The following is a 25,901-nucleotide window of genomic DNA, read 5'->3' as shown; positions in this document are numbered from 1 at the left end:
ATGCACGTCGTCTTTCGCGAAAGCCGTGGGCTTGAGGAAACCGAGGTCCCGACCGACCCCGGCCAAAGCCCCGCCGATATGGTCGTGCTGTCCTATTCCGACAGCGACCTCGGCGCTTTCGCGGCGGGCTGGCACCGGGCTGCCGGCGGCCTGCCGTCTCTGCGGCTCTGCAATCTCTCGGCGCTGCGGCATCCGGTTTCGGTCGATAATTATCTCGAAACCACGCTGGCGGGCGCCCGCGCCGTGCTGGTCCGGCTGATCGGCGGCGAACCCTATTGGCCCTATGGCGTCGCCAGCCTTCAGGACCATGCCCGCAGGCATGGCATCGCGCTGGCCTTTCTGCCCGCCGATGGCCGGCCCGACGCCACGCTGGAACGGTTCTCGACGCTGGACGCGGCGGTGCTGCACCGGCTGGCCGCGCTTTGCGACGAGGGCGGCGCGATTGCCGCCCAGACCGCGCTGGCGGAACTGGCGGGCGCGGCCGGGCTTGCCGCCGCGCCGGTCACGGGTCAGGCCACGATCCCGCAATGGGGGTTCTATGACCCCGATGCCGGTGTGATCACAAAACCGGCGGCCGGCGCGAGCCCGGTTCTGGTCAGCTTTTACCGCAGCTATCTGACCTCGGCCGATCTGGGCCCGGTGGATGCGACGATCCGGGCGCTGCGGGATGCGGGCTTTGCCGCGACCGGGGTTTTCGCGCCCTCGCTCAAGGTTGCGGGCTTCGCCGACTGGCTGGCGCCGCACCTGCCCGGCCTTGCGGCGGTGGTGAACATGACCGCCTTTTCCGCCCGCGACGATGCCGGCGCGACGCCCTTCGACGGCGCCGATTGCCCGGTGTTCCAGGTCGCCCTGTCCACCGCGCCGCGCGCCCTTTGGGCGGCCGAGGAGCGCGGCCTTTCCGCCGCCGACCTGGCCATGCATGTCGTGCTGCCCGAGGTGGATGGCCGCATCTTCCTGGGCGCGATCAGCTTCAAGGAACCGCAACAGCGCGACCCGGCGCTGCAATTCGCCCGTGCGATCCACGCCCCCGACATGGGCCGCATCGCGGCGGCGGTGGCGCGGATCAAGGCATGGCTCGGCCTGCCGGCGCCGCGCCGCGCGGTGGTGCTGTCGACCTATCCCGGCAAGACGCATCAACTGGCCCATGCGGTGGGGCTGGACGCGCTGGCATCCTGCGGCGCGATTCTCGGGCTTGCGCATGACGACCTCGGCCACCGGCTCATGGCCGAGTGCATCCACTGGCCGCTCGCGGCCTATCGCAAGGCGCTGGCCCGCCTGCCCCAAAGCCTGCAGGACGACCTGCAGGCGGCATGGGGCGAGCCGCCGGCCGAAGGCTTCGGTTTCGCCGCCCTCCGCCACGGCGCCGACCTGATCGCCCTGCAGCCCGAACGCGGCGAGGTGAAGACCCGCGCCGACGATTACCACGACCTGACCCGCACGCCGCGCCACGACTATGTCGCCTTCTACCTCTGGCTGCGGACGCAAGCGGATGCCCTGATCCACATGGGCGCGCATGGCACGCTGGAATGGCTGCCCGGCAAATCCGTGGCGCTGTCGGACACCTGCTGGCCCGAGGCGCTGCTGGCCGACCTGCCGGTGATCTACCCCTTCATCGTCAACGACCCGGGCGAGGCCGCGCAGGCCAAGCGCCGCCTCTCCGCCGTGACGCTGGGCCACCTGCCGCCGCCGCTGGTCGATTCCGCCATCCCCGGGAATCTGGCGCATCTGGAACGGCTGCTCGACGAATATTCCACCGCCGACGGGCTCGACCCGCGCCGCCGCGACCGGCTGATCGGCGCCATCCGCGACGAGGCCCGCGCCGCCGGGGTCGAGGCCGACCTGGGCCTGCCTCCGGGCGCCGCGGCCTCCGAGGCGATCCCGCTGATCGACCGCTTCCTCTGCGACTTGAAGGACAGCCGCTTCGGCGACGGGCTGCATGTCTATGGCACCGCCGCCGGCGAAACCGCAGGGCTGGCCCGCGCGCTGGCCGGCCGTCGGGTGGCGCCCGGCCCCTCCGGTTCGCCGGCGCGGGGGCGGCAGGACGTGCTGCCGACCGGTCGCAACCTGTTTGCCGTCGATCCGCGCGCCGTGCCCTCGCGCAACGCCCATGCGCAGGGGGTGAAGCTGGCCGAGGAGCTGCTGCGCCGCCACCTGCAGGACCATGGCGACTGGCCGAAAGGCCTGGTCGTGGACCTGTGGGGCAGCGCCACCATGCGCACGGCCGGCGAGGAATTCGCCATGGCCCTGCATCTGGCCGGCCTTGGCCCGCGCTGGGACGGCGCCTCGGGCCGGGTCGCAGGCATCGAGATCCTGCCGCTGGCCGAGCTTGGCCGGCCGCGCATCGACGTGACGCTGCGGGTCTCGGGCCTGTTCCGCGACATCTTCCCCGGCCTCGCGCAGCTCTTCGAGACCGGGGCCGAGGCGCTCTCAGCCCGCGACGAAGCCCCGGGGGACAATCCCTACCGCAGCCGCGCCCCCCGCGTCTTCGGCCCGAAACCGGGGCTCTACGGCCTCGGCCTGGCCGACCTGGCCGAAACCTTCACCGATCAGGCCCGGCAGGCGGCGGGTGAGGCCTGGCTCGCCGCCTCCTCCCATGCCATCGCCGCCGACGGCCGGATCACCCATCAGCCGCAGGCGATCCGCGACCGGCTGGCGCGGGCCGATGCCTTCGTCCACGCCCAGGACCTGCCGGAATCCGATCTGCTGCTGGCCGGCGACTATGCCGCGCATGAAGCGGGCTTCGCCGCCGCCATGGCCCGCATCGGCGCCCCCGCCCCCGCGCTCTATCACCTCGACGCCACCCGCCCCGGCCAGCCCCGCGCCCGCAGCCTGGCCGAGGAGATCGCCCGCGTCATCCGCTCCCGCGCCGCCAACCCGGCCTGGGCCGACGGCATGATGCGGCACGGCTTCCGCGGCGCGGCCGAGATCGCGGCGACGCTCGACCACATGGCCGCCTTCGCCAATCTGGCCGGGGTGGTGCCCGGGCACCTCTTCGACCTCTATCACGACGCGACGCTGGGCCGGCCCGAGGTCGTGGCCTTCCTGCAGCGCGAAAACCCCGCCGCGCTGGCCGCCATGCGCGCGCTTTTCGCGCGGCTGCTCGCCTCGGGCCTCTGGACCACGCGGCGCAATTCGGTGCTGGCGGAGACATCGCGATGAACTTCGAGATCAAGGGCTGGTGCCCCGGCGCATTGCGGCCGATGGCGTCCGGCGACGGACTGGTCCTGCGCATCCGCACCCGCAACGGCCGGCTGGAGCCCGGGCAGGCGCAGGCCATCGCCGACCTGTCCTGGAGCCTGGGCAACGGCATGATGGACCTGACCAGCCGCGCCAACCTGCAATTGCGCGGCCTCGACGCCCGGGGACATGGCAAGGCGACCGCCGCGCTCGCCCGCCTCGGCCTGCTCGACGACAGCCCCGAGGCGGAGGCGCGGCGCAACGTGATCCTGTCACCCTTCGCGCCCCAGGACGGCGCGGCCTGGCAAGCGGCCGAGGCCATCGCCCGGGCGATGACCGCGCCCGACGCGCCGCAGGTGCCCGGCAAGTTCGGCTTCGCCGTCGATGCCGACCCGCCGGTGCTGGCCGGGACGCCCGCGGACATCCGCCTGCGCCCCCAGGCCGAGGGCTGGCTGATCCTGCCCGATGGCGGCGACTGGGCGCTGACGGCCCGGCACGCCGCCCAGGCCGCCGGCCGCGCCGTGGAACTGGCGCGCTGGTTCACGCAGGGCGGCGTCCGGGACGGCCGCGGCCGGATGCGCGACCACCTGCGCCGCAGCCCCGCCGCGCCCCCCGGCGCGATTCCGCTCCCGCCTTCTCTGTTGTCCAAATACCCATGCGACCGCGCCGCCGGGCCCGCCAGCGCCGATCCGGCCGGACCCGGCCCGGCGCCGAACGGCTGGCTGCTGGGCTTCGCCTTCGGCCAGATCACCGCCCGGCAACTGACCGAGGCGGCGGCCCTTGGCCCCCTGCGCCTCACCCCGTGGCGGGCGCTGCTGATCGAAGGCGCCAGCCGCCCGCAGATCGGCGGCGCCATCCTCGACCCCAGCGACCCGCTCCTGCGCGTCCATGCCTGCACCGGCGCCCCCGGCTGCCCGCAGGCTTTGGCCGATGTCCGGGCGCTGGCGCGCCGGCTGGCGCCGCACCTCGCCCCCGGCCGAAGCCTGCATGTCAGCGGCTGCGCCAAGGGCTGCGCGCATCAGGGCGCGGCCTCGGCGACGCTGGTCGCGACCGGCCCCGACCGCTTCGACCTGATCCGGGACGGCCGGCCCGGCGATCCCGCCGGGCTGGCCGGGCTCGCGCCGGACCGCATCCCACCCCTTCTCCGATAGCCGCCCCAGGAAACCCCGATGCTGCACCGATACGAAACCGACGGCGCCCGGATCTACGCGCAGTCCTTCGCCACCATCCGCGCCGAGGCCGACCTGGCCCGCTTCACCGCCGAGGAAGAGCCGGTGGTGGTGCGCATGATCCACGCCGCCGGGCTGGTGGGGCTGGAACGCGACGTGATCTTCTCGGCCGGCATGGCCATCGCGGCGCGTCAGGCGCTGGAAGACGGCGCGCCGATCCTCTGCGATGCGCGCATGGTCAGCGAGGGCATCACCCGCGCCCGCCTGCCCGCCGCGAACCGGGTCATCTGCACGCTGAACGACCCGCGCGTGCCGGATCTGGCGGCGCAGATGGGCAACACCCGCAGCGCCGCGGCGCTGGAGCTGTGGCGCGACGACCTCGCCGGCAGCGTGGTCGCCATCGGCAATGCGCCGACAGCGCTGTTCCACCTGCTGAACATGCTGCAGGATCCCGCCTGTCCGCGCCCCGCCGCGATCATCGGCTGCCCGGTGGGCTTCGTCGGCGCGGCGGAATCCAAGGCGGCACTGATCGACGCCCCGCCCGTCCCGGCGCTGGTGGTGCGCGGCCGGCTGGGCGGCTCGGCCATCACCGTCGCCGCCGTCAACGCGCTGGCCAGCCGGAAGGAATGACCATGGGCCCCCAAACCGGAAAGATCATCTGCGCCGGCCTCGGTCCCGGCGATCCCGACCTGATCTCGGTCCGCGCCGAACGCGCCATCCGCAATGCGCGGCAGATCGCCTATTTCCGCAAGAAGGGCCGCGCCGGCCAGGCCCGCCGCATCGTCGCCGATCTGCTGGCCCCGGACGCGGTCGAACACGCGATGGAATATCCGGTCACCACCGAGATCCCCTTCGACAGCCCGGAATACAACCGGCTGCTCTCGGCCTTCTACGACGATTGGACCGCGCGGCTGGCGCGGCTGGCCACCGACAGCGACGTGGTGGTGCTGTGCGAGGGCGACCCGCTGTTCTACGGCTCGTTCATGCATCTGCACGCCCGGCTGCAAGGCATCGTCCCGGTCGAGATCATCCCCGGCATTCCCGGCATGACCGGCTGCTGGAACGCCATCGGCCAGCCGATGACCTGGGGCGACGACGCCATGACGGTGCTGATGGGCACCCTGCCCGAGGCCGAGCTGGCCCGCCACATGCGCACCGCCGATGCGGTGGTGGTGATGAAGACCGGCCGCAACCTGCCGAAGATCGCCCGCGCGCTGGCCTCGGCCGGGCGCATGGCCGACGCTTGGCTGGTCGAGCGCGGCACCATGCCCAACCAGCGCGTGACCCCCTTGGCGCAGGCCGATCTGGCGGCCTGCCCCTATTTCGCCACCGTGCTGGTGCATGGCAACGGCCGCCGGCCGCTGTCCGATGCTGCCGCGGATGCCGCCGAATGACGGGCTGGGTCGCGGTGGCGGGCCTTGGCCCAGGCGCGGAGGCGCTGGTCACCCCCGAGGTGCAGGCGGCGCTGGCCGAGGCGACCGACGTGGTGGGCTACATCCCCTATGTCGCCCGCGTCGTCCCGCGCGCGGGGCTGGTGCTGCACCCATCGGACAACCGGGTCGAGCTGGAGCGCGCCCGCCTCGCGCTGGATCTGGCGGCGCGGGGGCGCCGGGTGGTGGTGGTCTCCTCGGGCGATCCGGGGGTCTTCGCCATGGCCTCGGCGCTGTTCGAGGCGCTGGAGGGGCGCGGCGAGACGCCCGAGATCCGCATCCTGCCCGGCATCACCGCCATGCTGGCCGCCGCCGCCCGGATCGGCGCGCCGCTGGGCCACGACTTCTGCGCCATCAACCTGTCGGACAACCTGAAGCCCTGGGCGCTGATCGAAAAGCGCCTGCGCCTGGCGGCCGAGGCGGATTTCGCCATGGCCTTCTACAACCCGCGCTCGAAATCCCGGCCCGAGGGTTTCGCCCGCGCGCTGCAGATCCTGCGCGAATGCTGTGGGCCGGAGCGGCCGATCTGTTTCGCCCGCGCCGTCTCGACCCCGGACGAGGCGATCCGCACCGTCACCCTGGCCGAAGCCCGGCCCGAGATGGCCGACATGCGCAGCGTCGTCATCCTGGGCAACAGCGCCACCCGCCGGGTCGGGCCCTGGGTCTATACGCCGCGATCCGCGCCATGAAGCCAGGCCATCACCTCGGCCGGCGTGGCGACGACGCGGCGCAGCGGCAGCACCGGCCGGTCGATCATCACCACCGGCAGGGCCAGTTCGCGCGCCGCGGCCAGCTTGGCCTCGGCGGCATGGCCGCCGGCATTCTTGGCCACGACATGGGCGATGGCGTGGCGGCGCATCAGCGCCATGTCGCCCGCGACGGTGAACGGCCCGCGCGAGACGATCAGCGTCGCGTCGCGCAGCGGATGCGCCGCCACCTCGGCAAAACGCAGCATCCAGATGTGGTTCAGCCCGGTGAAGGGCTGCAGGTTCTGCCGCCCGATGGCCAGAAACACCGCCGAGCCGTCGCCGGGCAACGAGCGGGCGGCAGCCTCGTAATCGGCGACATGCACCCAGCGGTCGCCGGGCCGCGCGATCCATGGCGGCCGCTCCAGCGCGATCAGCGGCGTGCCGGTGCCGGCGCAGGCGGCGATGGCGTTGCGGCTCATGCCCCCGGCAAAGGGGTGGGTGGCATCGACGACGTGGCTGATGCGCTTGGCCCGCAGGTAATCGGCCAGCCCTTCGGGCCCGCCGAAGCCGCCGATGCGGGTGGGCAGCGGCTGCGCCAGCGGGTTGGCGGTGCGGCCGGCATAGGAATAGACCGCGTCCAGCCCGGCCTCGGCCAGCGCGCGGGCCATGGCCCCCGCCTCGGTGGTGCCGCCCAGCAGAAGGATGCGCGTCATGCCTGATCCCTGGCTTTCCATCATCGGTCTGGGCGAAGATGGCCTCGCCGGCCTGCCGCCTGCAAGCCGCGATGCGCTGGATCGGGCGGAAATCGTCTTCGGCGCGCCGCGGCATCTGGCGCTGGCCGGCATCGCGGGGCCGCGGGGCCGGGAATGGCCGGTGCCCTTCAGCCTGGACCCGCTGCCGGCCCTGCGCGGGCAGCACGTCGCGGCGCTGGTCTCGGGCGATCCGTTCTGGCACGGCGCCGGCGGCAGCATCGCCGCGCGGCTTGCCCCCCGCGAATGGCGGGCCTTTCCGGCGCCCGGCACGTTTTCGCTGGCCGCCGCAAGGCTGGGCTGGCGGCTGGAGGAGGTGGCCTGCCTCGGCCTGCACGCCGCGCCCTTCGCCCGGCTGCGCCCGGTGATGGCGCGGGGCGCGCGGGCAATCTGCCTGCTGCGCGACGGCGCCGCCCCTGCCGCCCTGGCGCAATGGCTGGCAGCGCAGGGGCTGGGCGCGACGCGCATGGTGGTGCTCGAGGCGCTTGGCGGCCCGCGCGAACGCATCCGCGAGACGCGGGCGGACGACGACTTCGCGCTGGACTGCGCGGCCCCGGTCGCGGTGGCGCTGGACGGGGCGAAGCTGCCGCCGGGCGCCGGCCTGCCGCGCGGCTTCGGCCTGCCCGACGACAGCTTCGCCCATGACGGCCAGATCACCCGCCGCGCCGTCCGGGCGATGACACTGGCGGCGCTGGGGCCGCGCGCGGGCGAGATGCTTTGGGACATCGGCGGCGGCTCGGGTTCGGTCGGCGTCGAATGGTGCCTGAACGGCGGCCGGGCGGTGACGCTGGAGCCCCGCGCCGACCGCATCGCCAATATCGCCGCCAATATCGACGCTTTCGGGCTGGCGCGTTGGATGCGCGCCGTTCACGGCGCTGCCCCCGGGGCGCTGGCCGATCTGCCACCCCCCGACGCCATCTTCATCGGCGGCGGCGCAAGCGCCGCCGTGATCGACGCCCTGCCCCCGGCCCGGCTGGTGGCCAACGCGGTGACGCTGGAGACCGAGGCGCTGCTGGTCGCCCTCCACGCCGCGCGCGGCGGCAGCCTGACCCGCATCGCGCTGGAGGAGGCCGCGCCGCTTGGCCGGATGCGCGGCTGGACCCCGGCGCGCAGCGTCACGCAATGGAGCTGGCCATGAGGGTGGCGGGCATCGGCTTTCGCCGGGCGGCAAGCCTTGCCTCGCCGGCCGAGGCGCTGGCCGAGGCCGGGGCGGCCGAAGCGCTGGCGACCAGCCCGGCCAAGGCGCAGGCGCCGGTGATCCGGGCGCTGGCGGCGCGGACCGGCCTGCCGCTGCTGGCCGTCGAGATCGCCGGCATCGCCACCCCCACCCGATCGCCGCGCATCCTGACGCGCCACGGCACCGGCTCGCTGGCCGAGGCCGCCGCCCTGGCGGCGCTTGGCCCCGGGGCGCGCATCGTCGCGCCGCGCGTCATCTCGCAAGACGGCATGGCCACCGCCGCCATCGCAGAAGGAGACCCCGCATGACCGTCCATTTCATCGGCGCCGGCCCCGGCGCGGCCGACCTGATCACCCTGCGCGGCCGCGACCTGATCGCCGCCTCGCCGGTCTGCCTCTATGCCGGCTCGTTGGTGCCTCAGGCGCTGCTGTCGCATTGCCCGCCCGGCGCGCGGATCGTGAACACCGCGCCCCTGGATCTCGACCAGATCATCGCCGAGATCGCCGCCGCGCATCGGGCGGGCCAGGACGTGGCGCGGCTGCATTCGGGCGACCTGTCGGTCTGGTCGGCCATGGCCGAGCAATTGCGGCGGCTGCGCGAGCTCGGCATCCCCTATGACGTGACGCCGGGCGTGCCGTCCTTTGCGGCGGCGGCGGCGGCGCTGGGGGCAGAACTGACCCTGCCGGGCGTCGCGCAATCGGTGGTGCTGACCCGCACCTCGGGCCGCGCCTCCGCGATGCCCGAGGGCGAAACCCTGGCGAATTTCGCCGCCACCGGCGCCACGCTGGCCATCCACCTGTCGGTGCATGTGCTGGACCGGGTGCAGGCGGAACTGATCCCGCATTACGGCGCCGATTGCCCGGTCGCGGTGGTGTTCCGGGCCAGCTGGCCCGACCAGCGCATCATCCGCGCCACGCTGGGCGGGCTGGACCCCGGCATCGGCGAAGGCGAGCGCACGGCGCTGATCCTGGTCGGCCGGGCGCTGGCGGCCGAGGGCTTCGAGGAAAGCCGCCTCTATGCCGGCGATTACGACCGCCGCTTCCGCCCGGTCGGCACCGAGCCCCGGTTCCCGGAATGAAGGGGCTGATCGTCAGCGCCCCGGCCTCGGGGTCCGGCAAGACCACGGTCACGCTGGGGTTGATCGCGGCCCTGCGGGCGCGCGGGCTGGTGGTGCAGCCGTTCAAGAGCGGGCCGGACTATATCGACCCCGCCTTTCACCGCGCCGCGGCCGGGCGCGAATCGTTCAACCTTGACAGCTGGGCCATGGGCCGGGCGCAGATCGCGCATCTGATCGGCGCGGCGGACGGCGCGGATATCGCGCTGGCCGAGGGCTCGATGGGGCTTTTCGACGGCGTGGCGCGGGCGGGCGGCTGCGGCAACGGCGCCAGCGCCGACATCGCCGCGCTGACCGGCTGGCCGGTGCTGCTGGTCATGGATTGCAAGGGGCAGGCGCAATCCGCCGCCGCCGTGGCACTGGGCTTCCGCGAGATGCGGCGCGACGTGCCTCTGGCCGGCGTGGTGCTGAACCGCGTCGCCTCGGCCCGGCACGAGGCGCTGATGCGGCAGGCTTTCGACCAGCTTGCCATCCCGGTGCTGGGCGTGCTGCCGCGCGAGGCCGGGATCGAGCTGCCCGAGCGGCATCTGGGCCTGGTGCAGGCGCAGGAACACGCCGCGCTTGGGGCGCTGCTGACGGCGGCGGGCGCGGCGGCGGCGCGGCATCTGGACTTGGACGCCATCGTCGCCGCGGCGGCGGGGGGGATCGCGGCGGAACCCTTCCGCCCGCTGCCGCCGCCGGCGGACCGCATCGCGCTGGCGCAGGACGACGCCTTTTCCTTCGTCTATCCGCATCTGCTTGCCGGCTGGCGGGCGGCGGGGGCAACGATCCTGCCCTTCTCGCCGCTGGCCGATCAGGCGCCGGACGACAGCGCCGGGGCCTGCTGGCTGCCCGGCGGCTATCCCGAACTGCACGCGGGCCGGCTGGCCGCGGCCGACCGCTTCCGCGACGGGCTGCGGCGCTTTGCCGAAACCCGGCCGGTGCATGGCGAATGCGGCGGCTACATGGCGATGGGCGCCGGGCTGGTCGATGCCCAGGGCACCCGCCACGAAATGGCCGGGCTTCTGGGGCTGGAGACCAGCTACGCCCAGCGGCGGATGCATCTGGGCTATCGCCGCGCCGAACCGCTGGCCGGGCTTTATCGCCAGCCGCTGGCCGGGCACGAGTTCCATTACGCCACCATCCTGGCCCAGCCCGACGAGCCGCTGGCCCGCGTCGCCGACGCCAATGGCGATGCGGTGCCCGAAACCGGCTCGCGCCGCGGTCCGGCCACCGGCAGCTTCTTCCACCTGATCGGAGCGGCGCCATGATCGCGCTTGCGCTGATCGGCATCGGCACCGGCAGCCCCGGCCACCTGACGCGCGAGGCCGTCGCCGCCATGGCGGATGCCGACCTGATCCTGATCCCCTCGAAAGGCGAGGACAAGGCCGACCTGGCCGATCTGCGCCGGGCGCTTTGCCAGCAGGTGCTGGCCAGCCCGCCGCCGCTGGCGGTCTTCGACATGCCGGCGCGCGACGTCTCGGACGGCTATCGCCACGGGGTCGAGGCCTGGCACGACGCCATCGCCGCAAGATGGGAACAGGTGATCCGCGCCCATGGCGCCATCCGCCCGGCGCTGCTGGTCTGGGGCGATCCCTCGCTTTACGACAGCACGCTGCGCATCGCGGAACGGGTGGCACGCCGCCTGCCGCTGAACCTGCGGGTGATCCCCGGCATCACCGCGATCCAGGCGCTTTGCGCCGCCCATGCCATGCCGCTGAACGCGGTGGCGGCGCCGGTGCTGATCACCACCGGCCGCCAGATCCGCGACCATGGCTGGCCCGAGGCCGTGGACCGGCTGGTGGTCATGCTGGACGGGGAATGCTCGTTCCAGAACCTCGATGCGCAGGAGGGACTGCATATCTGGTGGGGCGCATTCCTGGGCATGCCGCAGCAGATCCTGATCCGGGGCCCGCTGCCCGCGGTCGCCGGCCGCATCCTGGACACCCGCGCCCGCGCCCGCGCCGAGCACGGCTGGATCATGGACATCTACCTGCTGGACCGATGCCGGTCACGCTGACCCTGCCGCCGGGCCGGGCGGCCGATGCGCTGGCCGAGGCGTTGCACGCGCTTGGCCCGCACATCGCCCTGCGCCGCGCCGCCCTGCGGGTGCGGGACGCGCGGCCGCTGCTGATGGCGCTGCAGGCGCCGGGGCGCGGCGCCTATCTGTTCCACGGCCTGCGCCCCGAGGATGTCTCGGACATCGCGGCGACGATCCGCGCCTATCTGGCGGCGCCGAACGGCTGGATCGGCGATGCCCGGCCCTGCGGCCGGCTGCGCTTCTGCCTGAAGCTGCGCATCCCGGCGGGCTGAAAAAGCCGCCGTCCATGCCGCGTGGAGGGAGGAGACGCGGCATGAACGGCGGTCACTGCCTTGCAGGCCCCGTGCGGCGCGGGGCCGACGGGGAATGCGGCCCCGTCGGCTTCAGCTTGCGCCCGCTGCCCGGCAGGGCGCAAGAGCGGCGTGCCCATCGGACGGCCCCGGGGGGATTCTGCCCAAATCCTGGCCAGACCGGCCCGGCGTCGGCGCCAAAAAGCGCAAGCCGGGAAACGGTCGAGCCGGCCGGAAAAATCCCGCCAACACGGGGGTTTCACGAAAACGGCATCGGCCGGTGCGTTGGCAGATTGGGCGGGCTGTGCAACTCTGTGCGGGCGCGAATCCCGATTGCAGCTCCATGCCACATCAAAGGAATGACGACATGCGCTTGATTCTTGCCGCCGCCGCCCTTGCCACGGTCCCGCTGGCTTCGCTTGCACAGGAAGATCCGATCCATCAGGCCATCGAGGCCCGCCATGGCTTCTACCAGATGCTGGCGATCAGCATGGGCACGCTTTCCGGCATGGCCAAGGGCGAAATCGCCTATGACGAGGCCGCGGCCAGCCGCGCCGCCGCCAATATCGAGGCGCTGACCCATTACGACCTGTCCAGCCTGTTCATCGAGGGCAGCAGCTCGGCCGATGCCAAGGACAGCGCCGCCAAGCCCGCCATCTGGACCGATCTCGAGGCGTTCCGCGCCAAGTTCGCCGGGTTGCAGGAGGCCGCGACCGGTGCCGCCGATGCGGTCAAGGGCGGGGCCGAGAATGTCGCGCCGGTGGTCCAGAAGCTGGGTGGGGCCTGCAAGGCCTGTCATGACAATTACCGCGAGAAAAGCTGATGACCGGGCGCGGCCCGGTGCAGGAGGTCCGGCTGTGGGATCCGCTGCTGCGCGGGTTCCACTGGCTGCTGGCCTTCTTCGTGATTCTCGGTTGGTGTCTTGGCCAGTTCGGGCCGGCCAAGATGACCCTGCATTTCTGGTGCGGCTATGTCGTGGCCGGGCTGCTGGTCTTCCGGCTGGTCTGGGGCCTGGTCGGGCCGGCCCCGGCGCGGTTCTCGCATTTCCTCCGCGGGCCGGGCGCCGTCGCCGGCTACGTGCGCGGCCTGTTCCTGCGCGAACCCAGCTACTGGCCGGGCCACAATCCGCTGGGGGCGCTGGCGGTCATCGCCCTGCTGGCGCTGCTGGCGGCGCAGGTCAGCAGCGGCCTGATCTCGGATCCCGACGACTATATCAATGTAGGCCCGCTGGCCTCGTATGTCAGCAGCGCGACGCGGACCAGGGCGGTGGGCTGGCACGAACTGGGTGCCTCGCTGATCCTGGTGCTGGCGCTGCTGCATGTCGCGGTGATCCTGTTCTATCGCTTCTGGAAGCGCGAGGATCTGGTGCGGCCGATGATCACCGGCCGCAAACAGGTGCGTGAGGACTAGGCGGCGGAATTGATCGAATCGTCCCCGCGTGTCAGGCTGGGACATGCCGGGCCTGCACCCTGGCCTGTCCGGCATGCCTGAACCGCAGGAAGGAGCCGATGATGATCAGCAAGACCGTCGCGCTGGCGCTGGCGCTTTCGATGGCCGCAGTCCCCGCGCTTGCGGACTGCCCCGGCCACAAGAAGATGTCCAACGACCAGACCGCGACCACCATGCCGGTCGAACGCCCGGCCACGCCGCCAAGCACCAACAGCTAGCGCAAAGGGCGGGATGCGACCCGCCCTTTTTCAGTTGAAGCGATTGTCGCGCGGAAAGCCGCGCGGCGCCATGTAGCCCGCCCCTGCCCGCTTGCCCAGCCATTCGGTCAGGTCGGGTTCGCTGCGCGTCCGGCCGCCGGATTCCTGCCAGCGCAGCCCCTCGGCCAGGGTGACGCAGATCGCATCCGACAGCCCGCCATCCTTGTATTTCTGCAGCCGCACGCCCTTGCCGCGCGCCATTTCCGGCAGGTCCGACAACGGGAAGACCAGCAGCTTGCGGTTCTGCCCGACCACGGCGACATGATCGCCGGTCACGCGGCGGCACAGCGCCGCCTCGCCGTTCAGCACCTGCTTGCCGGCGCGGGTCTGCGCCAGGATGTCGGCGCCGGCGACGATGAACCCGTCCCCGGCCTTCGAGGCGACCAGATACCGCTCGCCCTCGCGCCAGGGGAAAAGGTCGATCACCGCGGCATCGTTCGGCAGGTCGATCATCAGCCGCAACGGCTCGCCCATGCCGCGGCCGCCGGGCAGGTTGTTCGCCGGCAGGGTATAGAAGCGGCCGTTGGCGGCATAGACCATCAGCTTGTCGGTGGTCTCGGCATGGATGGCCATGAACGGGCCGTCGCCGTCCTTGAACTTGACCTCGGCATCCAGCGGCTGGTGGCCCTTCATGGCGCGGATCCAGCCCATTTTCGACAGGATCACCGTGATCGGCTCGCGCTCGATCATCGCATCCATGTCGATCTCGGCCACCTCGCCGGCCTCGCCGATCTCGGTGCGGCGCAGGCCGCCGGGGGCGGATTTGCCGAACCGGGCCCGGGTCTCGCGCAGCTCATCGGCGATCTTCGCCCATTGCGCGCCCTCGTCGGCCAGCATGGCCATCAGCTCGACGCGCTCGGCGGTCAGCTTCTCGTGCTCGGCGCGCAGTTCGATTTCCTCGAGCTTGCGCAGCGCGCGCAGGCGCATGTTCAGGATCGCTTCGACCTGCACCTCGGTCAGGCCGAACTCGGCGATCATCACCGCCTTGGGATCGTCCTCGTGGCGGATGATCTCGATCACCCGGTCGAGGTTCAGGAAGGCGATCATGTAGCCTTCCAGCACCTCGAGCCGCGCCGCGATCTTGTCGAGCCGGTGGTTCGAGCGCCGCACCAGCACCTCGCGCCGGTGGTCGAGAAAGGCGCGCAGCACCTCTTTCAGAGAGCAGACCTTGGGCACGCGGCCGTCGATCAGCACGTTCATGTTCAGGCCGAATCGCACCTCCAGATCCGAAACCCGGAACAGCGCCGCCATCAACTGCTCGGCATCGACGGCGCGGGTGCGCGGCTCCAGCACGATGCGGATGTCCTCGGCCGATTCGTCGCGCACATCGGCCAGGATCGGCACCTTCTTCAATTGGATGACCTCGGCCAGCCGCTCGATCAGTTTGGATTTCTGCACCTGGTAGGGGATCTCGGTGACGACGACCTGCCACTGGCCGCGGCCCAGATCCTCGACCGACCAGCGCGCCCGCAGCCGCAGGCTGCCGCGGCCGGTCCGGTAGGCCTCGGCGATGGTCTCGCGCGATTCGACCAGCACGCCGCCGGTCGGGAAGTCCGGCCCCGGCATGATGCTGACCAGCGTGTCGTCGCGGGCATCCGGCGCCTTGATCAGATGCAGGCAGGCGTCGATGACCTCGTGCAGGTTGTGCGGCGGCACGTTGGTCGCCATGCCGACCGCGATGCCGCTCGCGCCGTTGCACAAAAGGTTCGGGAAGGCCGCCGGCAGCACGATGGGCTCTTCCAGCGTGCCGTCATAGTTCGGGCGGAAATCGACGGCGTCCTCGGCCAGCCCCTCCATCAGCGCCTCGGCGGCGGCGGTCAGGCGGGCCTCGGTATAGCGGCTGGCGGCGGGGTTGTCGCCGTCGATATTGCCGAAATTGCCCTGCCCGTCGACCAGCGGGTAGCGCATGGCGAAGGGCTGCGCCAGCCGCGCCATCGCGTCATAGATCGCCGCGTCGCCATGCGGGTGATAGTTGCCCATCACGTCGCCGCTGATCTTGGCCGATTTGCGGAACGCGCCGCTGGGCGACAGCCGCAGCTCGCGCATGGCGAACAGGATGCGGCGATGCACCGGCTTCAGCCCGTCGCGCGCATCCGGCAGCGCCCGGTTCATGATCGTCGACAGCGCATAGGTCAGGTAGCGCTCGCCGATGGCGCGCGACAGCGGCTCGGAGCTGGTCTGATCCGCATGGGGATCGGGAATGTTCGGGTCGTCGGACATGGCCGATTGAATAGGCCCGCGCGCCGCGCCGGTCCAGCCGGAAATGCGCGGCTTGCGCAAGGCCCGGCCATGGCGCAGAACCGCCCGGCAAGGAGGCGCGCATGAAGACCGTTCTGATCACCGGCTGTTCCTCGGGCATCGGGCTGGACGCGGCACGGCACATGCGCGGGCGCGGCTGGCGCGTCATCGCCACCTGCCGCAAGCCCGAGGATATCGAGGCCCGCCGCGCCGAAGGCTTCGACACCCTGCCGCTGGAACTGGGCTGCGATGACAGCGTCGCCCACTGCGCCGAAGCCGCGCTGGCGCTGGGGCGCATCGACGCGCTGGTCAACAACGCCGCCTTCGCCATCCCCGGTGCCGCCGAGGATCTGCCGCGCGGCGCATTGCGGGCGATCTTCGAGGCGAACCTGTTCGGCACCCATGATCTGACCCGCCGGCTGATCCCGCATTTCCGCGCCCATGGCGGGCGAGTGGTGAACATCAGCTCGGTCCTGGGCCTGATCGGCATCCCCTGGCGCGGCGCCTATGTGGCGACGAAATTCGCGCTGGAGGGGCTGACCGACGTGCTGCGCGTCGAGATGGCCGATACCGGGGTGAAATTCATCCTGATCGAGCCCGGCCCGATCGGCACCCGGATCCGCCAGAACTCCATCCCGCATTTCGAGACCTGGATCGACTGGCGGGCCAGCCCGCGCGCCGAGCAATACCGCCGCACGCTGCTCGGACGCCTCTACGAACCGGCGGCCAAGAAGGACCGCTTCGAGCTGCCGCCGGCGGCCGTCAGCGCCCGCATCGCCCAGGCGCTGGAAAGCCCGCGCCCGCGGCCGCGCTATTACGTCACCACGCCGACCCATGTCTCGGGCATCGGGCGGCGGCTTCTTTCCACGCGCGCTCTGGACTGGTTCGCGCGCCGCAGCTAGGCTCTGCGCCGAAAGGGTCCGTCCATGCATGACAAGCCGCTGTTCTACCTGCTCGCGATCTGCTGCCTTGCGGTGGTGGTGATCCTGGCCACCGGCATCGGCGGCTTCGCGCGCGGCGGCGAATTCAACCGCAAGCACGGCAACCGCATGATGCGCTGGCGCATCATCGCCCAGGCGATCGCCATCGCGGTCTTCCTGCTGTATCTCTGGGTCAGGAGCAACTGATGGTCGTTCTGAACAAGATCTACACCCGCACCGGCGACAAGGGCGAAACCGCGCTGTCGAATGGCGAGCGTGTGCCCAAGCACGCCCTGCGGGTCGAGGCTTACGGCACGGTGGACGAGCTCAACGCCACGCTGGGCCTTGCCCGCCTGCATGCCGCGGACCAGATCGCGGCGCGCATCGCGGTGATCCAGAACGACCTGTTCGACCTTGGCGCCGATCTGTCGCGCCCGCGCATGGAGGAGGACGCCGAGGCGCCCTATCCGGTGCTGCGCATCATCGACGCCCAGGTCGAGCGGCTGGAATCGGAAATCGACGCGATGAATGCCGGGCTTTCGGCGCTGCGCAGCTTCATCCTGCCGGGCGGCTCGGCGCTGTCGGCGCATCTGCACCTGTCGCGCACCGTGGCGCGGCGGGCCGAGCGCGCCGCCGCGGCGCTGGCGGCGGCCGAGGATGCGAATCCCGCCGCGGTGAAATATCTCAACCGCCTGTCGGACTGGCTGTTCGTGGCGGGGCGCGTCGCCAATGAAAACGGCGCGCAGGACATCCTGTGGGTGCCAGGAGCCAGCCGTTAGCGACAACATGGCGGAATGGAAACGTTACGACGCGTTCCGGTCGTTTTTTCCCTGTCAATGCCGCCGATGGCCCGCTAACAAACCCTCCGAACAGGTGACGCAACCAAAGGGGAGAGGCCGATGAAGGTTCTCGTGCCAGTGAAGCGCGTGATCGACTACAACGTGAAGGCGCGCGTTAAGGCGGACGGAACGGGTGTCGATCTTGCGAACGTGAAGATGTCGATGAACCCGTTCGACGAGATCGCGGTCGAGGAGGCGATCCGTCTGAAGGAGGCCGGCAAGGCCGAGGAGGTGATCGCGGTCTCGATCGGCGTGAAGCAGGCGGCCGAGACGCTGCGCACCGCGCTGGCGATGGGCGCCGACCGCGCCATTCTGGTGGTGGCCGCCGAGGACGTGCAGCAGGACATCGAGCCGCTGGCGGTGGCCAAGATCCTCGCCGCGGTGGCGAAAGCCGAGGGCACCGAGCTGATCATCGCCGGCAAGCAGGCGATCGACAACGACATGAACGCCACCGGCCAGATGCTGGCGGCGATCCTGGGCTGGGCGCAGGCCACCTTCGCCTCGAAGCTGGAACTCGACGGCGGCAAGGCCAAGGTCACGCGCGAGGTCGACGGCGGGTTGCAGACCATCGAGGTCGCGCTGCCGGCGGTGGTCACCGCCGACCTGCGCCTGAACGAGCCGCGCTACGCCTCGCTGCCGAACATCATGAAGGCCAAGAAGAAGCCGCTCGATGAGAAGACCGCCGCTGATTACGGCGTCGACGTCGCGCCGCGTCTCGAGGTGGTCTCGGTGCGCGAGCCCGAGGGCCGCAAGGCCGGCATCAAGGTCGGCTCGGTGGACGAGCTGGTGGGCAAGCTGAAAGAAGCGGGGGTGATCTGATGGCTGTTCTGCTGCTTGGCGAAGTCACGAATGGCGAGCTGAACCGCGACGCGACGGCGAAGACGGTGCAGGCGGTCAAGGCCTTGGGCGATGTGACGGTGCTCTGCGCCGGCGCGCAGGCCAAGGCCGCCGCCGAGGAGGCCGCGACGATCGCCGGCGTCGCGAAGGTGCTGGTGGCGGAAAACGCCCTCTACGGCCACCGCCTGGCCGAGCCGACCGCGGCGCTGATCGTCGGCCTGGCCGGCGATTACAGCCACATCGCCGCGCCGGCGACCACCGATGCCAAGAACGTCATGCCCCGCGTCGCGGCGCTTCTCGACGTGATGGTGCTGTCGGATGTCTCGGCCATCCTCGACGCCGACACGTTCGAGCGGCCGATCTATGCCGGCAACGCCATCCAGACCGTGAAGTCGAAGGACGCCAAGAAGGTCTTCACCATCCGCACCGCCAGCTTCGACGCCGCCCCCGAGGGCGGTTCGGCCAGCGTGACCGAGACCGCCGCCGCCACCGATCCCGGCCTGTCGGCCTGGGTCGGCGACGAGGTGGCCGAGAGCGACCGTCCCGAGCTGACCTCGGCCAAGCGCGTGGTCTCGGGCGGCCGCGGCCTCGGCTCGAAGGAGAGCTTCGCGATCATCGAAGAGCTGGCCGACAAGCTCGGCGCCGCGGTGGGCGCCTCGCGCGCTGCGGTCGACTCGGGCTATGCCCCGAACGACTGGCAGGTCGGCCAGACCGGCAAGGTGGTCGCCCCCGAGCTTTATGTCGCGGTGGGCATCTCCGGCGCCATCCAGCACCTCGCGGGGATGAAGGACAGCAAGGTCATCGTCGCCATCAACAAGGACGAGGAGGCGCCGATCTTCCAGATCGCCGATTACGGCCTCGTCGGCGACCTGTTCTCCGTCGTCCCGGAACTGACCGGCAAGCTCTGAGGGCTTTCACCGTTTCCCAAATACCCCGGGGGGCGCGTCCCGGGGGCCCCGTCGCGGGGCCACCGGAACGCGGGGGGCAGCGCCCCCAACCGCCCGAAACATATCCCGAAAACCGCCCGGCCGCTCGCCGGGCGGTTTTTACATTGAACCTTCGGGACGCTTGCGCCTATCGTCCCGACTGACCGACAAAAGGATGAGGTTCATGGCGATTCAATCGGTGGGCGTGATCGGCGCCGGGCAGATGGGCAACGGCATAGCGCATGTCTTCGCGCTGGCGGGGTATAACGTGCTGATGACCGACATCTCGCGCGAGGCGCTGGACAAGGCGCTGACGCAGATCGACCACAACCTCGACCGTCAGGTCAGCCGCGGCAAGATCTCGGCCGAGGACAAGGATGCGGCGATGAAACGCATCAGCACCACCATGGCCCTGGCGGATCTGGGCAAGACCGACCTGGTCATCGAGGCCGCCACCGAGCGCGAGACCGTCAAGCAGGCGATCTTCGAGGATCTGCTGCCGCATCTGAAGCCGGAAACCATCCTGACCTCGAACACCTCCTCGATCTCGATCACCCGCCTTGCCAGCCGCACCGACCGCCCCGAGCGCTTCATGGGCTTCCATTTCATGAACCCGGTGCCGGTGATGCAGCTGGTCGAGCTGATCCGCGGCATCGCCACCAACGAGGAAACCTACAAGCAACTGGTCGAGGTGGTCGAGAAGATCGGCAAGACCTCGGCCAGCGCCGAGGATTTCCCGGCCTTCATCGTCAACCGCATCCTGATGCCGATGATCAACGAGGCGGTCTATACGCTCTACGAGGGCGTGGGCTCGGTCAAATCCATCGACCAGTCGATGAAGCTGGGCGCCAACCATCCGATGGGACCGCTGGAACTGGCGGATTTCATCGGCCTCGACACCTGCCTGGCGATCATGAACGTGCTGCACGAGGGGCTGGCGGATACCAAATACCGGCCCTGCCCCCTGCTGGTGAAATATGTCGAGGCCGGCTGGCTGGGCCGCAAGACCGGGCGCGGCTTCTACGATTACTCGGGCGAGGAGCCGGTGCCGACGCGCTGAACGGCACGGCCGGACCGGGGGCTCTGCCGTCGTCCATTGGCCCTCGGGCCGATGGCGGACTCAGCGGACAACCCCCGGAAGATCCGCAGAACGGCGAAGATCAGGATTTCCTGCCGATGCGCGGCTCGGTCCCGGCCAGGATGCGGCTGATATTGGCGTGGTGGCGGATGAAGATCAGCACCGCCATGAAGGCCGTCACCGCCGCCATGCGCGGGCCGTCAAGCCACAGGGCGAGAAACGGCGTCAGCGCCGCCGCCACCAGCGCCGAGAGCGAGGAGATCCGGCCCGCCGCCGCCGTCAGCAGCCAGATGCCGCAGGCAATCAGGCCCAGCCGCCAGTCCAGCGCCAGCAGCGTGCCCAGGAAGGTGGCGACGCCCTTGCCGCCGCGGAAGCCCAGCCAGACCGGGAACAGATGCCCCAGGAAGGCCGCCGCGCCCGCGACCAGCGCCGCGTCCGGCCCGGCAAGCCAGCGCGCCAGCAGCACGGCGATGGCGCCCTTGCCGCTGTCCAGCAGCAGCGTCGCCAGCGCCGCCGGCTTGTTGCCGGTGCGCAGCACGTTGGTCGCGCCGATATTGCCCGAGCCGATCCGGCGCAGGTCGCCCAGACCCAGCGCCCGGGTGATGACGATGCCGAAGGGGATCGAGCCCAGCAGGTAGCCGATGACGGCCCAGAGGATCAGGCTCATGCGTCCGCTCCGAAGACCCGGCGGCCGGCGACCCAGGTGCCCAGCACCCTGCCCTCCATCCGCGCGCCGTCGAAGGGCGTGTTCTTCGATTTCGACAGCAGGGTGAAACGGTCCAGCACGAAGGGGGCGTCCGGGTCGAACAGCACCAGATCGGCCGGCGCCCCCGCCGCAAGCCGTCCGCCCGGCAGGCCCAGCCGCCGCGCCGGATTGAGCGACATCGCCCGCCAGAGCTGCGGCAGGCTCAGCCCGCCCTGGTGATAAAGCCGCATCGCCGCCGGCAGCAGGGTCTGCAGCCCCACCGCGCCCGGCGCCGCCTCGGCAAAGGGCAGGCGCTTGGATTCCTCGTCCTGCGGGGTGTGGAAGCTGGCGATCACGTCGATCAGCCCCTCGGCCACCGCCTCGACCATGGCCAGCCGGTCCTCCTCGGAGCGCAGCGGCGGGGTGAAGCGGAAGAAGGTCCGATAGCCGCCCACGTCATATTCATTGAGCGTCAGGTGATGGATCGAGATGCCGGCGGTCACGTCCAGCCCGGCCTCGCGCGCCCGCTTCAAGGCCGGCAGGCTGGCCGCGACAGTGATCTGGTCGGCATGGTAGCGGGCACCGGTCATCGCCACCAGCGCCAGGTCGCGGTCCAGCCCCATCACCTCGGCCATGGGCGAAACCGCGGGCAGCCCGTAGAGCGAGGCGAACTTGCCGCCGGTCGCCGCCGTGCCCTTCGACAGGCCCGGCTCCTGCGGGTGGCCGACGATCAGCGCGCCAAGGCCGCGGGCATAGGTCATGCAGCGCGACAGCAGCCGGGTGTCCGAGACCACCCGCACCCCGTCGGTGAAGGCCACGGCGCCGGCATCCTGCAGAAAGCCCATCTCGACCATCTCGCGCCCCTGACGGCCGCGGGTCAGCGCCGCCATGTGGCGGATGTTCACCGGCGCATCGGCCGCGCGGCGGGTGGCGAATTCCAGCGATTCCGGCGCGTCGATCGGCGGCATGGTGTCGGGCCGCGCGACCAGCGTGGTCACCCCGCCCGCCGCCGCCGCCAGCCCGGCGCTGCGGAAGCTCTCCTTGTGCCGCTCGCCCGGCTCGCCGATCTTGACGCCCCAGTCGATCAACCCGGGCGCCAGGCATTTGCCGCCGCAGTCGATCAGCTCGGCGCCTTGCGGAGCGTCAGAGCCCATGGCCTCGATCCGGCCGTCGCGGATGGTCAGCGTGGCTTGCTCGACCGATTGCGCCTCGGGGTCGACCAGGCGGGCGTTGTGAAAATGCAGGATCATGCCATCATCTCCGCCGCCCTGGTGCCGCGTTCGGCGCGCAGGTTGCGCGCCAGAAGGTCCATCGCCGCCATGCGCACCGCGACGCCCATTTCCACCTGGTCCTGGATGACCGAACGGTTGATGTCGTCGGCGATGGTGCCGTCGATCTCGACCCCGCGATTCATCGGCCCGGGATGCATGACGATGGCATCGGGCGCCGCCAGCGCGAGCTTCTCGGCATCGAGGCCCCAGCGGTGGTAATATTCCCGCTCGGAGGGGATGAAGCCGCCGTCCATGCGTTCCTTCTGCAGGCGCAGCATCATCACCACATCGGCGCCCTTCAGCCCTTCGCGCATGTCCTCGTAGACCTCGCAGCCCCAGTCTCGCGCGCCCGGCGGCATCAGCGTCGCCGGGCCGACCAGCCGCAGCCGGTTCTCCATCTTGCCGAGCAGGATCAGGTTCGAGCGCGCGACGCGGCTATGCGCGATGTCGCCGCAGATCGCCACGGTCAACCGATGCAACCGCCCCTTGGCGCGGCGGATGGTCAGCGCGTCCAGCAGCGCCTGGGTCGGATGCTCGTGCCGGCCGTCGCCGGCGTTCAGGACCGCGCAATTCACCTTCTGCGCCAGCAGGTCCACGGCGCCCGACTGCGGATGGCGCACCACCAGCAGGTCGGGATGCATGGCGTTCAGCGTCAGGGCGGTGTCGATCAGCGTCTCGCCCTTCTTCACCGAGCTGGTCTGCATCGCCATGTTCATCACATCGGCGCCCAGCCGCTTGCCGGCCAGCTCGAAGCTCGACTGCGTGCGGGTCGAGTTCTCGAAGAACATGTTGATCTGCGTCATGCCCGCCAGCGCATCGGAATGCTTCACGGTGCGGCGGTTGAGATCCACATAGGTCTCGGCCAGGTCGAGAAGCGTGGTGATCTCGGGCGGGGCGAGCGGCTCGATCCCCAGAAGATGGCGGGCACGGAACATGGCTTGGATCCCCCAGGTCGCGGTCGGTCCTCTATGGCAAAAGCCGCGCGGCCCGGCAAGCGGCGCGGTCCCGATATCGGTCCCGATTGGCGGCGCCGATCAGCCTCTTGCATCGGCGCGGATTTTGCCGCATCGCGGAACCATGAACAGCAAGGGCCATGTCAGCTTCGTCTCGTCAGGACCGGGGGACCCGGATCTGCTGACGCTGCGCGCCGCCCGCCTGCTGGCCCGGGCAGATGTGGTGCTTTACGACGACCTCGCCTCGGGTCCGGTGCTGGATCAGGCCGGACCGCAGGCCGAACGCATCCCGGTCGGCAAGCGCGCCGGCCGCCCCTCGGCCAAGCAGGAGAACGTCAACGCCCTGCTGGTCGAGCATGCCCGGGCCGGCAAGCATGTGGTGCGGCTGAAATCCGGCGATTCCGGCCTTTTCGGCCGGCTCGAGGAGGAGCTGACGGCGCTGCGCCGCCACGCCATCCCGTTCGAGATCGTGCCGGGCGTGCCTTCGGCCATGGCGGCGGCCGCCGTCGCCGGCCTGCCGCTGACCCGGCGCCAGACCGCGCGCCGGCTGCAATTCGTCACCGGCGCCGATGTCACCGGCGGCTTGCCCCAGGATCAGAACTGGCCGGCGCTGGCCGATCCGCACGCCACCACCGTCGTCTTCATGGGCCAGCGCACCTTCCCGCGCATGGCGGCGCTGCTGGTCGAAAACGGCCTGCCCCCCGACACGCCCGCCCTGCTGGCCGAGGCGGTGGGCCACCCGCACCAGCGCCTGATCCGCAGCACCGTCTCGGCCCTTGCCGAACTGCTGGACAGCGAAGGCCCCAGCCCGCATCCGGCACTGATCCTCTACGGCCCGCTGGCCGAGGAGAGCTGAGTCCGGCCACATCTCCGTTGCCCGAATACCCGATATTGCGCCCGCGCGCCCTGAAGCTATGCTGGCCGCCGAAAGAGGGACCGTCATGCTGGGTTTCGTCACCATTCAGGACCAGACGCCGGGTGCCGGCGACCGGCTGCTGACCGCCACGGCCGAGCGGCTGGCGGCTGCGGGATCGCGGCTGGCCGGCGCGGTGCAGATCAATACCGAAATCCGCCCCGGCTGCGATTGCGACATGGACCTGCGCATCCTGGGCGACGACGGCCCCTTGGTGCGCATCACCCAGTCGCTGGGCGCAGGCTCGCAGGCCTGCCGTCTGGATACCGGCGCGCTGGCCCAGGCCGTGGCCCGCACCGAATCGGTTCTGGACCGGGGCGCCGAATTGCTGATCGTCAACAAATTCGGCAAGCAGGAATGTTTCGGCCGCGGCTTCCGCGACACCATCGCCCGGGCGCTGGCCGCCGGCATCCCGGTGCTGGTGCATGTCCCCGACGAACAGCTGCCGGGCTTCCGCGACTTCGCCGGCGACCTGGCCGAACAATTGCGGCCGGACCAGATCGACGACTGGTGCCGCGCACGCCTGACGGATTCCGCCGCATGACCGCGCAAATCGACGCGCGCGGCCTTCTGTGCCCCCTGCCGGTGCTGCGGCTGCGCAAGCGGCTGATGGCACTGCCTAAAGGCACGCGGGTCACGCTGCTGGCCACCGATCCCGCCGCGGTGATCGACGTGCCGCATTTCTGCGCCGAATCCGGCCACCGGCTGATCGCCCGGCGTGAAATCGCCCCCGGCGAGACCGAATACACCGTCGAGCGCGGCCCGGCCTGCGCCATCGACGCGGACTGATGCTGGCGATCTTTCTGAAAACCCTGCCCTTCTTTCTCGTCATCGGCACGGGCTGGCTGGCCGGGCGCACCCGTTTCTTCCCGCCCGAGGCCACCGGCTGGCTGACGAAATTCGTCTTTTACTTCGCGCTGTCGGCCATGCTGTTCCGCTTTGCCGCGACGCTGGACGTGGCCAGCCTGTTCGACCCGGCCTTCGTGCTGGCCTATCTGTCGGGCTCGGCCGCGCTTTGGGCGCTGGGCTTCGCCGTGGCGCGCTGGCGGCGCCAGCCGCTCGCCACCGCGGCGATGGAGGCGCATACCGCGATGACCGGCAATACCGGCTTTCTGGGCGTGCCGATGCTGGTCGTGCTGCTGGGCGAACGCGCCATCGGCCCGGTGCTGATGGTGCTGACCATCGACATGGTGGTGTTCTCGACCCTGATCACCCTGATCGTCACCGCGGCAAGGCAGGGCCGGGTGCGGCTCTCGACGCTGGTGCCCTTGCTGCGCGGCATCGTCTCGAACCCGATGATCGTCTCGATGCTGGCCGGCCTGGCCTGGGCCGGGCTGCACCTGCCGATGCCCGGGCCGCTGGACGAGTTCCTGGCGCTGCTCGGCGGCTCGGCCACGCCGGGGGCGCTGTTCGCCATCGGCGCCAGCCTCGCCGGCCGCGCGGCCGAGCGCATGGGCCCGGCGCTCTGGCTCGGCTTCGCCAAGCTGGTGCTGCATCCGCTGGCGGTGGGCATCGCCGCGCTGGCGGTCTTCGGGGTCGAGCCCTATGCGGCCGGCGTGATGATCGCCGCCGCCAGCCTGCCGGTGGCGGGCAATGTCTATATCCTGGCGCAATATTTCGGCACCGCCGTGCAACGGGTCTCGGCGGCCATCCTGATCTCGACCGCGGCCAGCATCGCCACGGTTCCCCTCGTCATTCACTGGATCACGAAAGGCTAGAC

General features: G+C 71.1%; 29 protein-coding genes. 24 read left to right on the top strand and 5 right to left on the bottom strand.

All coding sequences use genetic code 11. The features are described from left to right. From cobN to cobJ, 5 genes are read left to right on the top strand one after another with little or no spacing between them, the layout of a single operon-like run. Window positions 1–3,159, top strand: a complete 3,159-nt coding sequence (gene cobN / locus ACFOMP_RS15585; protein WP_379032149.1) for a cobaltochelatase subunit CobN — start codon at window positions 1–3, stop codon at window positions 3,157–3,159. Continuing rightward, window positions 3,156–4,328, top strand: a complete 1,173-nt coding sequence (locus ACFOMP_RS15580; RefSeq protein WP_379032146.1) for a precorrin-3B synthase — start codon at window positions 3,156–3,158, stop codon at window positions 4,326–4,328. The genes cobN and ACFOMP_RS15580 overlap by 4 nt, the downstream gene beginning before the upstream one ends. Before the next feature lie 18 nt (window positions 4,329–4,346). Next, window positions 4,347–4,976: a precorrin-8X methylmutase gene (locus ACFOMP_RS15575; RefSeq protein WP_379032143.1), complete on the top strand. Its 630-nt coding sequence runs from the start codon at window positions 4,347–4,349 to the stop codon at window positions 4,974–4,976. Between the two features lie 2 nt (window positions 4,977–4,978). Next, window positions 4,979–5,740 carry a precorrin-2 C(20)-methyltransferase gene (locus ACFOMP_RS15570; RefSeq protein WP_379032140.1) on the top strand — a complete coding sequence of 254 codons (762 nt, stop codon included), beginning with the start codon at window positions 4,979–4,981 and terminating at the stop codon, window positions 5,738–5,740. After that, window positions 5,737–6,465, top strand: a complete 729-nt coding sequence (gene cobJ, locus ACFOMP_RS15565) for a precorrin-3B C(17)-methyltransferase (protein ID WP_379032137.1) — start codon at window positions 5,737–5,739, stop codon at window positions 6,463–6,465. The genes ACFOMP_RS15570 and cobJ overlap by 4 nt, the downstream gene beginning before the upstream one ends. Here the strand turns inward: cobJ and ACFOMP_RS15560 are convergent. Then, window positions 6,441–7,178, bottom strand: coding sequence for a cobalt-precorrin-6A reductase (locus ACFOMP_RS15560; protein WP_379032134.1), 738 nt, complete (start codon window positions 7,176–7,178; stop codon window positions 6,441–6,443). The genes cobJ and ACFOMP_RS15560 overlap by 25 nt on opposite strands. Here ACFOMP_RS15560 and cbiE point away from each other — a divergent pair. The 9 genes from cbiE (at window position 7,177) to ACFOMP_RS15515 (ending at window position 13,482) form a co-directional block, all read left to right on the top strand. Continuing rightward, window positions 7,177–8,352, top strand: a complete 1,176-nt coding sequence (gene cbiE, locus ACFOMP_RS15555) for a precorrin-6y C5,15-methyltransferase (decarboxylating) subunit CbiE (RefSeq protein WP_379032131.1) — start codon at window positions 7,177–7,179, stop codon at window positions 8,350–8,352. The genes ACFOMP_RS15560 and cbiE overlap by 2 nt on opposite strands. Then, complete coding sequence (locus ACFOMP_RS15550; RefSeq protein ID WP_379032128.1) at window positions 8,349–8,699, top strand: cobalamin biosynthesis protein; 351 nt, start codon at window positions 8,349–8,351, stop codon at window positions 8,697–8,699. Before cbiE ends, ACFOMP_RS15550 begins: the two co-directional genes overlap by 4 nt. Further along, the gene (gene cobM / locus ACFOMP_RS15545) at window positions 8,696–9,469 is read left to right on the top strand and encodes a precorrin-4 C(11)-methyltransferase (RefSeq protein WP_379032125.1); all 774 of its coding nucleotides are present in this window, start codon (window positions 8,696–8,698) and stop codon (window positions 9,467–9,469) included. Before ACFOMP_RS15550 ends, cobM begins: the two co-directional genes overlap by 4 nt. Further along, window positions 9,466–10,755, top strand: a complete 1,290-nt coding sequence (locus ACFOMP_RS15540; protein ID WP_379032122.1) for a cobyrinate a,c-diamide synthase — start codon at window positions 9,466–9,468, stop codon at window positions 10,753–10,755. Before cobM ends, ACFOMP_RS15540 begins: the two co-directional genes overlap by 4 nt. After that, window positions 10,752–11,504, top strand: coding sequence for a precorrin-6A synthase (deacetylating) (gene cobF, locus ACFOMP_RS15535; RefSeq protein WP_379032119.1), 753 nt, complete (start codon window positions 10,752–10,754; stop codon window positions 11,502–11,504). The genes ACFOMP_RS15540 and cobF overlap by 4 nt, the downstream gene beginning before the upstream one ends. Further along, the gene (locus ACFOMP_RS15530; protein WP_379032116.1) at window positions 11,489–11,797 is read left to right on the top strand and encodes a hypothetical protein; all 309 of its coding nucleotides are present in this window, start codon (window positions 11,489–11,491) and stop codon (window positions 11,795–11,797) included. Before cobF ends, ACFOMP_RS15530 begins: the two co-directional genes overlap by 16 nt. Window positions 11,798–12,182: 385 nt before the next feature. Then, window positions 12,183–12,638, top strand: a complete 456-nt coding sequence (locus tag ACFOMP_RS15525) for a c-type cytochrome (RefSeq protein WP_379032113.1) — start codon at window positions 12,183–12,185, stop codon at window positions 12,636–12,638. Next, the gene (locus ACFOMP_RS15520; RefSeq protein ID WP_289894791.1) at window positions 12,638–13,225 is read left to right on the top strand and encodes a cytochrome b/b6 domain-containing protein; all 588 of its coding nucleotides are present in this window, start codon (window positions 12,638–12,640) and stop codon (window positions 13,223–13,225) included. Before ACFOMP_RS15525 ends, ACFOMP_RS15520 begins: the two co-directional genes overlap by 1 nt. Window positions 13,226–13,323: 98 nt before the next feature. Further along, window positions 13,324–13,482 carry a hypothetical protein gene (locus ACFOMP_RS15515; protein WP_379032109.1) on the top strand — a complete coding sequence of 53 codons (159 nt, stop codon included), beginning with the start codon at window positions 13,324–13,326 and terminating at the stop codon, window positions 13,480–13,482. Between the two features lie 30 nt (window positions 13,483–13,512). Here the strand turns inward: ACFOMP_RS15515 and parC are convergent, their stop codons facing one another. After that, a complete protein-coding gene (parC, locus tag ACFOMP_RS15510) occupies window positions 13,513–15,741 on the bottom strand; it encodes a DNA topoisomerase IV subunit A (RefSeq protein ID WP_379032106.1) in 2,229 nt (742 codons plus the stop codon). Window positions 15,742–15,842: 101 nt separating this feature from the next. Here parC and ACFOMP_RS15505 point away from each other — a divergent pair, with 101 nt between their 5' ends. The 6 genes from ACFOMP_RS15505 (at window position 15,843) to ACFOMP_RS15480 (ending at window position 20,341) form a co-directional block, all read left to right on the top strand. After that, window positions 15,843–16,661 (top strand): SDR family NAD(P)-dependent oxidoreductase, encoded by an 819-nt coding sequence (locus ACFOMP_RS15505; protein ID WP_379032103.1) that lies wholly within the window; start codon window positions 15,843–15,845, stop codon window positions 16,659–16,661. Window positions 16,662–16,685: 24 nt separating this feature from the next. Next, window positions 16,686–16,886 carry a twin transmembrane helix small protein gene (locus tag ACFOMP_RS15500; RefSeq protein ID WP_019351547.1) on the top strand — a complete coding sequence of 67 codons (201 nt, stop codon included), beginning with the start codon at window positions 16,686–16,688 and terminating at the stop codon, window positions 16,884–16,886. Next, window positions 16,886–17,458 carry a cob(I)yrinic acid a,c-diamide adenosyltransferase gene (locus tag ACFOMP_RS15495; protein ID WP_379032100.1) on the top strand — a complete coding sequence of 191 codons (573 nt, stop codon included), beginning with the start codon at window positions 16,886–16,888 and terminating at the stop codon, window positions 17,456–17,458. Before ACFOMP_RS15500 ends, ACFOMP_RS15495 begins: the two co-directional genes overlap by 1 nt. A gap of 120 nt (window positions 17,459–17,578) precedes the next feature. Next, window positions 17,579–18,337, top strand: a complete 759-nt coding sequence (locus tag ACFOMP_RS15490) for an electron transfer flavoprotein subunit beta/FixA family protein (RefSeq protein WP_289894786.1) — start codon at window positions 17,579–17,581, stop codon at window positions 18,335–18,337. Next, the gene (locus tag ACFOMP_RS15485) at window positions 18,337–19,263 is read left to right on the top strand and encodes an electron transfer flavoprotein subunit alpha/FixB family protein (protein ID WP_379032097.1); all 927 of its coding nucleotides are present in this window, start codon (window positions 18,337–18,339) and stop codon (window positions 19,261–19,263) included. The genes ACFOMP_RS15490 and ACFOMP_RS15485 overlap by 1 nt, the downstream gene beginning before the upstream one ends. 202 nt (window positions 19,264–19,465) lie before the next feature. Further along, window positions 19,466–20,341 (top strand): 3-hydroxybutyryl-CoA dehydrogenase, encoded by an 876-nt coding sequence (locus tag ACFOMP_RS15480; protein WP_289894784.1) that lies wholly within the window; start codon window positions 19,466–19,468, stop codon window positions 20,339–20,341. A gap of 100 nt (window positions 20,342–20,441) precedes the next feature. Here ACFOMP_RS15480 and plsY read toward each other — a convergent pair whose 3' ends face one another. The 3 genes from plsY to ACFOMP_RS15465 are packed head-to-tail and all read right to left on the bottom strand — an operon-like array spanning window position 20,442 to window position 23,250. Continuing rightward, window positions 20,442–21,026: a glycerol-3-phosphate 1-O-acyltransferase PlsY gene (plsY, locus tag ACFOMP_RS15475; protein ID WP_379032093.1), complete on the bottom strand. Its 585-nt coding sequence runs from the start codon at window positions 21,024–21,026 to the stop codon at window positions 20,442–20,444. Next, window positions 21,023–22,294 (bottom strand): dihydroorotase, encoded by a 1,272-nt coding sequence (pyrC, locus tag ACFOMP_RS15470; RefSeq protein WP_379032090.1) that lies wholly within the window; start codon window positions 22,292–22,294, stop codon window positions 21,023–21,025. Before pyrC ends, plsY begins: the two co-directional genes overlap by 4 nt. Beyond that, the gene (locus tag ACFOMP_RS15465; protein ID WP_289894781.1) at window positions 22,291–23,250 is read right to left on the bottom strand and encodes an aspartate carbamoyltransferase catalytic subunit; all 960 of its coding nucleotides are present in this window, start codon (window positions 23,248–23,250) and stop codon (window positions 22,291–22,293) included. The genes pyrC and ACFOMP_RS15465 overlap by 4 nt, the downstream gene beginning before the upstream one ends. A gap of 142 nt (window positions 23,251–23,392) precedes the next feature. On the opposite strand from ACFOMP_RS15465, the gene cobA reads away from it, so the two are divergent. The 4 genes from cobA to ACFOMP_RS15445 all read left to right on the top strand — a co-directional run bounded on the left by cobA (window position 23,393) and on the right by ACFOMP_RS15445 (window position 25,899). After that, window positions 23,393–24,124 (top strand): uroporphyrinogen-III C-methyltransferase, encoded by a 732-nt coding sequence (cobA, locus tag ACFOMP_RS15460; protein WP_289894780.1) that lies wholly within the window; start codon window positions 23,393–23,395, stop codon window positions 24,122–24,124. Window positions 24,125–24,209: 85 nt separating this feature from the next. After that, the gene (locus ACFOMP_RS15455) at window positions 24,210–24,725 is read left to right on the top strand and encodes a DUF2478 domain-containing protein (protein WP_379032086.1); all 516 of its coding nucleotides are present in this window, start codon (window positions 24,210–24,212) and stop codon (window positions 24,723–24,725) included. Further along, window positions 24,722–24,970 (top strand): sulfurtransferase TusA family protein, encoded by a 249-nt coding sequence (locus ACFOMP_RS15450; RefSeq protein WP_289894778.1) that lies wholly within the window; start codon window positions 24,722–24,724, stop codon window positions 24,968–24,970. Before ACFOMP_RS15455 ends, ACFOMP_RS15450 begins: the two co-directional genes overlap by 4 nt. Next, window positions 24,970–25,899 (top strand): AEC family transporter, encoded by a 930-nt coding sequence (locus ACFOMP_RS15445; RefSeq protein ID WP_379032083.1) that lies wholly within the window; start codon window positions 24,970–24,972, stop codon window positions 25,897–25,899. Before ACFOMP_RS15450 ends, ACFOMP_RS15445 begins: the two co-directional genes overlap by 1 nt. The last annotated feature ends 2 nt before the right edge of the window (window positions 25,900–25,901 follow it).

The sequence above is a fragment of the Paracoccus simplex genome (assembly GCF_042648325.1).
In the GTDB taxonomy this organism is placed as follows: Bacteria; Pseudomonadota; Alphaproteobacteria; order Rhodobacterales; family Rhodobacteraceae; genus Paracoccus; species Paracoccus simplex.
This window is presented reverse-complemented; position numbering and strand designations above follow the sequence as displayed.